The sequence below is a fragment of the Mesobacillus sp. genome, from assembly GCF_049588175.1.
Taxonomy (GTDB): Bacteria; Bacillota; Bacilli; order Bacillales; family Cytobacillaceae; genus Mesobacillus.
Genome location: NZ_JBAVFI010000454.1, coordinates 1 through 9140, shown reverse-complemented (window position 1 = coordinate 9140; position 9140 = coordinate 1). Strand labels below are relative to the sequence as shown.

The 9140-nt window shown below is 40.1% G+C and carries 7 protein-coding genes and 1 pseudogene; 4 read left to right on the top strand and 4 right to left on the bottom strand.

What is annotated here, in order from left to right; genetic code table 11:
• Position 1: 1 nt before the first annotated feature.
• Positions 2-472 carry a hypothetical protein gene (locus tag WB217_RS11090; RefSeq protein ID WP_423993289.1) on the bottom strand — a complete coding sequence of 157 codons (471 nt, stop codon included), beginning with the start codon at positions 470-472 and terminating at the stop codon, positions 2-4.
• A gap of 144 nt (positions 473-616) precedes the next feature.
• Between WB217_RS11090 and WB217_RS11085 the strand changes: the two genes are divergently transcribed.
• Positions 617-1171 (top strand): tyrosine-type recombinase/integrase, encoded by a 555-nt coding sequence (locus WB217_RS11085; RefSeq protein ID WP_423993288.1) that lies wholly within the window; start codon positions 617-619, stop codon positions 1169-1171.
• Between the two features lie 13 nt (positions 1172-1184).
• Complete coding sequence (locus WB217_RS11080) at positions 1185-2687, top strand: potassium/proton antiporter (protein ID WP_423993287.1); 1503 nt, start codon at positions 1185-1187, stop codon at positions 2685-2687.
• A gap of 42 nt (positions 2688-2729) precedes the next feature.
• On the opposite strand, the gene WB217_RS11075 is transcribed toward WB217_RS11080, so the two are convergent.
• Positions 2730-3344, bottom strand: coding sequence for a TetR/AcrR family transcriptional regulator (locus WB217_RS11075; RefSeq protein WP_423993286.1), 615 nt, complete (start codon positions 3342-3344; stop codon positions 2730-2732).
• A gap of 42 nt (positions 3345-3386) precedes the next feature.
• Positions 3387-4919 (bottom strand): carboxypeptidase M32, encoded by a 1533-nt coding sequence (locus tag WB217_RS11070; protein ID WP_423993285.1) that lies wholly within the window; start codon positions 4917-4919, stop codon positions 3387-3389.
• A 191-nt stretch (positions 4920-5110) separates the two neighbouring features.
• Here WB217_RS11070 and WB217_RS11065 point away from each other — a divergent pair, with 191 nt between their 5' ends.
• Both WB217_RS11065 and WB217_RS11060 read left to right on the top strand, forming a co-directional pair.
• Complete coding sequence (locus WB217_RS11065) at positions 5111-5998, top strand: hypothetical protein (RefSeq protein ID WP_423993284.1); 888 nt, start codon at positions 5111-5113, stop codon at positions 5996-5998.
• Positions 5995-8775: a M1 family aminopeptidase gene (locus tag WB217_RS11060; RefSeq protein WP_423993283.1), complete on the top strand. Its 2781-nt coding sequence runs from the start codon at positions 5995-5997 to the stop codon at positions 8773-8775. The genes WB217_RS11065 and WB217_RS11060 overlap by 4 nt, the downstream gene beginning before the upstream one ends.
• A gap of 178 nt (positions 8776-8953) precedes the next feature.
• Here the strand turns inward: WB217_RS11060 and WB217_RS11055 are convergent.
• Positions 8954-9140 (bottom strand): annotated as a pseudogene (locus tag WB217_RS11055) (flotillin family protein); the annotation flags it as partial.

The following is a 9140-nucleotide window of genomic DNA, read 5'->3' as shown; positions in this document are numbered from 1 at the left end:
ATTACCTTTTTCTAAAGCCTTCTTCTTCTAAATACTGCTTGGCTTCATTATAAGAAAGGAATGTTCCATCGAGATTCAATCCAGCGTATACATTCCACATATCATCTTCATTCACGAGAATCAGTGTATGATTTTCTGAATTAATCCAGCGTTCCTCTTCATTGTCCTCAATAATTGCAGACTCTGCATCTGTGTTGGGAGAAAGGGATTTTATGGATTGACGGATGATTGTCTTAAGTTCTTCTGATGAAAAGTCTCTGATATTTACCATCCCTTTAGAATCCATATCATATCCGCTTAAAAATTCTGCATATACGAATCCATTTCCATTTTGGTGCAAATGATAAACTACATTTTTCTTTTCGTAAATACTTCCTTCAAAATGGAAATTGACACGTCCTAATGATACGTTCTTGCGTTCAAGCTCGGGGAAAGTTTCAATGATTGCAATTTTTTCTTCAAAAGTCAGCATATTGCCTCCTGCTAATAACAAATTTTCTTTACTGTTCATTATACCATTGGTTTAATGCTGTACAAAACTCCCTATTGCAAGCATAAAATTATGTTACACAAGTCAAATTAATATATAATTAAGTTACATAAGGAGGTGAATTTTTTGAAAAGTGTAGGCGCAATAAAAGAAAAGTGGCAAATCAGCAAAATGAAAGAGTATTTAGAGGAACATTCTGCAAGGGATTATTGCTTATTTTTACTGGGAATCAATACCGGCATAAAGCTGCAAGAATTGATGCATCTTCGCGTTCACGAAGTCAACGGTGCAGACGGAGAAATTACAGAAATTCTGTCCCTTCCCCAATACCACAGTCCTCCTGTTTACCTAAATCGCACAATAAGAAATATCCTAAAAAAATATATAAATGAAAATTCGCTAATTGATACGGACTATCTATTTAAGTCACGCAAAACAGGTGAGCCAATCACCAGGCAGCAAGCCTATCGAATCATTAACGCTGCCGCAAAAGAAGCAGGAATCGAAGAGGCTGTTGGCATGACCACTCTCCGGAAGACTTTTGGATACCATGCTTACATTCAAGGCATTGCCATTTCACTCATTCAAAAGCGGCTGCACCATGCCTCTCCATCGGAAACGATTCATTTTATAGGAATTGACAGCCATTTAGAAAAAATTAAATTAAACGTAGATCTTTAAGGGGGAGTTTTTATTGCAGGAACCAATATTAAGCACGGATTCATTCATTTTATTATCTGCCATTTTATTCATCGTCGGAGTATTGACCACAAGGTTTTCCACCAGGCTGGGCGTACCATCCCTAATCCTTTTCATGTTGGTTGGCATGGTAATGGGGAGCGATGTGCTTGGGATTATTTATTTTGATAATGCAGCCCTGACTCAGTTGATTGGTGTAATCGCCCTTGTGATTATTTTGTTCGAAGGCGGTCTTCAAACCAACTGGAAAGATGTCCGTCCAGTAATCATTCCCTCTTTATCACTTGCTACCATCGGTGTCTTGCTCACCTCCGGAATTGTTGCTGTTGCAGCAAATATGATTTTAGGTTTGGATTGGCTGGAATCGATCTTATTTGGAGCCATCGTCGGTTCAACGGATGCTGCAGCCGTATTTGCTGTCCTTAAGGGACAAAATATATCTTCAAAGCTGGGTTCTACACTAGAAGCAGAGTCGGGGTCAAACGATCCGATGGCAGTCTTCTTGACTGTGGCGATGATTGAGCTAATCACTCTTCCTGAAGCAAGTATCCTGAACTTAATCGGAGATTTCTTTTTGCAAATGGGACTGGGTGTCTTACTGGGGATGATATTAGGTAAAATAGCGATTGCCTCACTTAATTCCATCAATCTTGATTCTAGTGGACTTTATCCCGTTTTTGCGACTGCTTTTGCCTTGCTAACCTATGGTATTACTGCATTTGTGAACGGCAGCGGACTGTTGGCAGTCTATATTGCAGCGATCATGATTGGCAACGCGGAGATAGCATACAGACATTCTATCTTCCGTTTTTCAGAAGGATTTGCCTGGATGATGCAGATCCTCATGTTTGTCATTCTTGGCCTCCTTGTATTCCCTTCAGAACTTTTCACTCCTGCCATTCTTATACAAGGAATCCTATTATCAGCGATTCTCATGTTAGTGGCAAGGCCGGTGGCAGTCTACCTGTCCACAATAAATATGAATTTCACTAACAAAGAACGAATTTTCCTTTCCTGGGCAGGCCTGAAAGGTGCTGTTCCCGTTGTCCTTGCAACCTTTCCTTTATTGGCAGGAATAGACGGCAGCCATCAAATCTTTAATGTCGTATTCTTCGTTGTTTTGACGAGTGCCCTAATTCAGGGGGCAACCATTCCATATGCTGCTGCTAAGCTCGGGTTGAACGGACCTAAGAAAACCGCTCCTATGCAGTCGCTTGAACTAATATCGCTAGGAAAAGCAGATGCAGAAATGATCGAGTACGAAATAGAAAGTGACAGCGCCATTATCGGAAAAACTTTGGCACATATCCCCTTTCCTGAAGGCTCGCTCGTCAACGCAATCATCCGTAAAGGAAAGCTCATTGCACCAACAGGAAATACAAACATCATGGCAGGAGATTTTCTTTACATTCTATCAGCCAGAAAAAATAAGTCACATCTAAAAAAGATTTTGAAGGAAAAAGCCGTTTATAAACAAAATGTTATGGACTTAAAATGAAATAAAACCAGTGAGCAGCCGTTCTCACTGGTTTTTGATTTTTTATGCTTTAATTTTTTCAATGAACATTGTCTGCATTTCTTTGAGGATTTCTTTGTATTGATATTCATCCAGTATCGTTGCCTGCAAAGTAACTCCAATTACCATTGCCCAAAAGATATCAGCATACATCTTAGCTTCAATTCCTTTATTGAACTCACCTGCTGCTTGCCCTTCTTCTATGATGCCCGTCAGCAAAGTAACAAAGAAATCTTGATAGCGAGCCGTCAGCGCTTTTTTTAATTCTGATTTTCTTGTGGAGTACAGCCTGAATTCATAATGCACAAGCGCGTAATCTTTGTTCTCTTCGTCGTTTGGATCATTGTCTAAATATGCATTAATCAAGAAATTCAGCTTATCCAAAGCAGATTTACATTTTGCAATCTCCCTGGTGAACTTGGTACCAGATTCATTAGTCTGACTCTCCATGAGAGCAAGGTAAATCTCATCTTTACTCTTAAAGTAATTATAGATTGCACCCTTGCTGATCCTTGAATGAGAGACGATATCATCAACTGTCGAAGCTTCGAATCCCTTTTTAGCAAAACAGGCATGCGCGCTCTGCAATATTTCCTGCCGTTTCTTTTCTTTATATTCATCCGAAACAATTGGCGCCATTTTTATAACCTCTTTTTCTGACTGATAATCTGCCTTCGAGATTTATAATTTATATACCCTGCTATACTTATTTTCAAGGTACTGTACGAGATAATTTGCATTAAGCTCTTCTCCCGTAGCCTTAACAATTAATTCATTAGGTGTGTATAGCATGCCATACTGATGGATATTTTCCTTCAGCCATTGCTGGATCACACTGAAGTTCCCTTTTTCGATGCTGTCATAAAAGTTAGGAACATCCTGCTGGATCTTATGCAGGATTTGTGCGGCATAGAGATTCCCGAGTGAATAAGAAGGGAAATAGCCGAAGCCGCCGAACGACCAGTGAATATCCTGAAGGACGCCTTCACTGTTGCTGGCAGGTGTAATGCCCAGATATTCATTCATCTTCTCGTTCCAGATCGCTGGCAGGTCACGCACCTCGATTTCGCCGGCGATCAACGCCTTCTCAATTTCATATCGAACCATAATATGCAGATTATATGTCAGCTCATCAGCTTCCACTCTTATAAAAGAAGGCTCGACTGCATTTACGGCACGATAGAACTCATCTAACTCTACCCTGCCTAACTGCTCAGGGAAATACTCTTGAAGCGTTGGGTAAAAATACTTCCAGAATTCCTCGCTGCGTCCGACCATATTTTCAAGGAAGCGTGATTGTGATTCATGGATTCCGAAAGAAGCTCCCTCCTGGATGACAGTGTCTTGGTATTCCGGATTGATGTTTTGTTCATAAATGCCATGTCCGGCTTCATGGATTGTTCCGAAGATTGCGGAACGGACATTTTTTTCCAGATACCTGGTCGTAATCCTTACATCACCGGTGTTAACCGTCTGAGCAAAAGGATGAACAGTTTCATCCAGTCTGCCGGCTTCCATATCGAATCCGATGAGCGGGAGGATGTAACGATTAAATTCTTTTTGCTTCTCCACGGAAAATGGCTGGCCAAAAATTTCAGCAGAAGGCTTATAAGCTGACCTTTGTATTCTTCTTAGCAAATCTGCGCTTGATTCTCTCAATTTCACAAAAAGCGGATCTAGCTTTTCAACTGTCAGCCCTGGCTCGTATTCACTAAACAGCGCATCATACGGGTGGTTTTCATAACCATAAATTTCAATTGCTTTTCTTTTAAATTCTACAATCTTTTCTAAATACGGCCGAAATTTTTCAAAATCATCGTTCTCTCTTGCATCCTCCCAGGCGTCGTTGGCCTGCGATGTCAGCACAGAAAAATCCTTGATCATTTCTGCAGGAATCCTTTTGGATCGATTATAAAACTCTTTTCTCTCCCGAACCTGTGCTTTTGCCACTTCGTCGAGGTAAGCTTCAGCTTCTGGGGTTGATAGTGTGCTAAGTAATTCACCCATTTCATCTGATACAGTCAGCTTGAATGCTTCTGTCCTAAGAGTTCCGCTTGCATTTGCAAAATTAGACCTCCCCTTTTTGGGAGCAATTACTTTTTGATCCCAACTTAACAAGCCTGAAATACTATTAAAATGCGAAATTTTTTCATCGAGCTCCCGAAACTTATCAAGAGCAGAGACAATCGTTTGATTCATAACCTTCTGTTCCATATTCGTTCCCCCATTTTTTTATTAATATTATATAAACTATCCAGTCGGTTTATTATAATCTATATTACATTATTTTTGCAATTATCACAAAATTATTAAAAAATAATAAAAATATTTCATAAAAAATGCAACCTTTCATAAATATACTACGTCCACTCTTAAATAAAGAAATTTTTTCCAAAGGAGGAACTATGAAAAAGGTTATTCATTATCCATTTTTACTTTTGACCTCATCGGCAGGTCTGTTATTTTTCATGTCATTTCCTAAACTTTTTAATTTCCGTCCAGACGGAAGCGAGCACTTAGGCTTTAAGCTATTAGACTTCCTTAAAGCTTTTGCGGCTACAACCCTCCAATTTTTTGAAGCTCACAGCTGGCATTTTTTCGAAAAATGGAACCAGGAAACGGTCATTGACAGGTATACATACTCTCTAGAAATTATTTTCGTAAGCTTGATTTTTACTATTTTCATTGGAAGCATCATTGCATACATATTGATGAGCATTTCATTTAATAACCGATCCAAGCTAAAGCATGTTTTGAACTTTTTTGAGGGATTACCTGATTTATTGATCATCTTTATTATTCAAATGTCCCTTTTTGCTCTGTATCGGGATTTTGGAATTCGATTGGTTACCATGTATGGACTTGCAGGAAAAGAGCCTATGATTTTCCCAATGATCATTAACTCCTTGCTGCCTTCGATGTTTTTTGCGCAATACCTATTAAAGGTGATGGAGGAAGAGTATGAAAAGCATTACATCCTTTTGGGCAAGGCAAAAGGTTTGTCAAACCTGCATATCCTTTTCGTCCATTTGACAAGAAACATCCTGCCAGTTATGTCGATTCACTTTAAAACGATTATTTTTATGATTACGACCAATCTTGTACTCGTTGAACAGATGTTTGTACTTAATGGCTACACAAAAGAACTATATAATTTGCTGATAATTCGAGGGGTTTCTCCTGTGCAGATTTTCTTTTATGTCGGGGTGTTCCTGATACCAGTGATGCTCCTTGAACGGATCGTCACCCTTTCTGGTAAGAAAGGCGCAAATGCACGGGGGTTGAATATATGAGAATGCTGTTTACTAGCAAACTTGTAAGGCTTGCACGTAATATTTTTAAAAACCTAATAGCTATGTTCGTTTTCGTTTTCAAATATATCTATAACTTAAAACATCGGAATATGATCGTGGGCTTTGCGCTCCTGTTCATTTTCTTTTTAATGAGCTGGAACACAGAGCTGGAGCCTGAAAGCGCTGAACCGTTGATATTCGATGAGAATGGTAAATTTGTTGCCGCCCCTCCTGCCCCTCCATCCTCCGTTTTCCCTCTCGGTACTGATTTGGGGGCACGAAGCATGGTGAATCTCGTCCTCTTCGGAATTAAGTACACATTAGGGGCCGTTATTGGAATCACCTTGGCACGATTAATCCTTGGAGGGATTCTGGCGTTATTGACTGCTATATGGATACCAGGATTTAAACGGTATTTCAGTGCCTTTTTCTGGCCATTCAGGTATATACCTGCTTTGCTGGCTGGAATCATTTTAATGCTTCCGATTGCAGCAACACCACAGGGCTATTCAGCAAAAGTCATTTTGGAATATCAGGTACTTGTACTGATTTTAATCGGTCTGCCAGGAGTTTTTAACTTTATCACCGATATGGTGGAAGAAATTAAGAAGGAGCCCTTTGTCTTAAGCTCAAAACTCATGGGAGGAGGAAAACTCCACATCTTGGTTAAGCATGTATGGCCGAACATTAAGTCCCATTTTCTATTGCTGACTGCACAACAAATGCTGCAATTGCTGCAGCTGTTGACTTTCTTGGGCATCTTCGCAATCTATTTGGGCGGACCACATCCTACAGCCATTACTGATACTCCACGGTTAATATACAGGTCTATATCTAATGAATTAGCCGGAATGACAGGACAGAACTATTGGCTGATCAGGCGTGCTCCGTGGATGGCTTATAGCCCCATCCTGATTATTACGGTGATCGCACTCATTATTAATTGGATTAAAAGAGGTATCGAAGATCAAATTGCCGGTGTCATCCCTGTAAAGCAAAAGTCAGCCCAAGCAGCACGGAGTGTGTTCAATACTTCATTGATGAGGGAATCCAAGAGTTTTGTTTTGGTTGGCAGCCAACACGAGACGGTAATGGATTATAAGATAAAAATTTATTTTAGCGACATAATACGAAACAAGCTAATAACCCTGCGCAGATACTTTCTTAAATTCAGAGTTTATGAAGCTTTTGAGAAATTACTATTGAAAATGACTTCGTTCATTGTCCGGAAACCTAAGCCAGTGCATACTGCTCTATTGTCATTGCCATTCATCTTATGGGCAGGAGTATATGGGTATGCGCGATATCAGGAGTATGCAGACAGTACAAAAGAACAAACTGCCAAACAGACGTCTGTCCAAGTTTCTTCAAAATTAGATCGAAAAGAAATCTATCATTCTGATTTTACAAATAAAGATGTTTTCCCTACGGATTATACAGCATACATGACCTATAACGAAGCTGAGGGTTCACTGCAAGGTACTCTGAATGTGACAACGACCAACACTACCGGAAAAGAACAGGATCGGCTTTATTTCCACCTTTACCCCAACCAATTCCAGGAACCACTGGAGGGCATTGATTGGGAAATGATCCTTGGCCCTTCACCAGAACCGGGATGGGTTGAAATCGAGGATTTATATGTGAATGGCAAGAAAACAGATTTTAAAGTAGATAAAACGATTCTTGAAATTGAAATGGCTAATTGGTCAGATAAGCAAAAAGCCGAGGTCGCTTTTACATTCCATTTAAAGCTGCCAAACAACTATAGTAATACAAGTATGGATTATGCTGCAGTCTGGCTGGGGAACTTTTTGCCTACTCAGGCTGTTTACGACAAAAATGGCTGGAACCTGGATCCCTTCACACCTTTCGGAAATCCATTTTACAGGGAAATAGCGAATTATGATATAACGATGACCGCACCTGCAAAATATGAAATTGTATCTAATGCACCTGAGTCATCTGCAAAAATTGAGGCTCAGGGTGATACCGTTAAGTATACAGTCAAGCTGGAGAATGTAAGGGATCTGTCATTGGTTCTATTGGATAAACAATATTACTCAAGAGAGATCTTCATGACTGATGACACGATGATCAATATCTGGTCACGCCCAACGACGGATGACCAGGAAGCTGCACAACGTAATAATATGGCTGCAGGTCAATCCATGAAGTATTTCGAGGAGTATTTTGGGACCTATCCATACAAAGAGCTGGACATTATCCGTACTGCTGAAAGCAGCCAACAAATGTCTTATCAAGGAATGATTTTTACTCCAGGATATAATTTTACAAATCACTTAGGCAGCATCAGTATGGCAGACGCCGTTCTCCGCCAATGGCTGTCAGGCGCTGTAGGAAGCAATGGATATAAAGAACCATGGGTGAACGAAAGTATTACAAGCTATTTATTGAAAAAATTCATGGCCGAAAGAGGCTACGGATCAAGCAAATCAGCTGATCAGATTGCCCAGATGCAGACTGAAATTGCGAGAATTGAAGCTGAGGGCCAATACCTGAGCAGTCCACTCGAAAAATTTAAAAATATGAATGATTACAGTGTCCTGATCAACGGAAAAGGCGCTGACATGTATGATGAGCTTGAGAAGCTGATTGGTACAGGGAAATTCAAGAAAGCATTGAAGGAATACGCCAAGGAGAATACAAATAAAAACGCTTCTGGCTATGACCTCATTAACGCTTTCGAAGCAGCCGGCGGTGTGGAAACCTCAGGTTATTTTGAAAACTGGCTGCAACCTGATAAAAAGGAATAGCAATAAATTTTAAATGAGGCTCCTCGGGCTGCCAGCGCAAGGGGGTGCCTGGAGCGGAAATCAACAGTTTAGATGAAAAGAAACAAATAAGAGCTGTCCCGTATTATTTTCCGGGACAGCTCTTTTTTAGTGATTAATTATTACGTATATAAATCATGATTAAAATTAAACAATTGGTTTAATCTGCTATTTTCTCGATATCACTATGGTTCTGATCATGAATTTCTGTCGTCAGGGCATCAATGCTATGCCTTACATTCGCTTTTCCTGAGAAGTTCTCAATGAGTTCCTTCACATCGATCCCAGAGGATGCCTTCAATGATTCCTGGAGTGTCGCCATTAAATTAGTTGCATAACCAGTTACC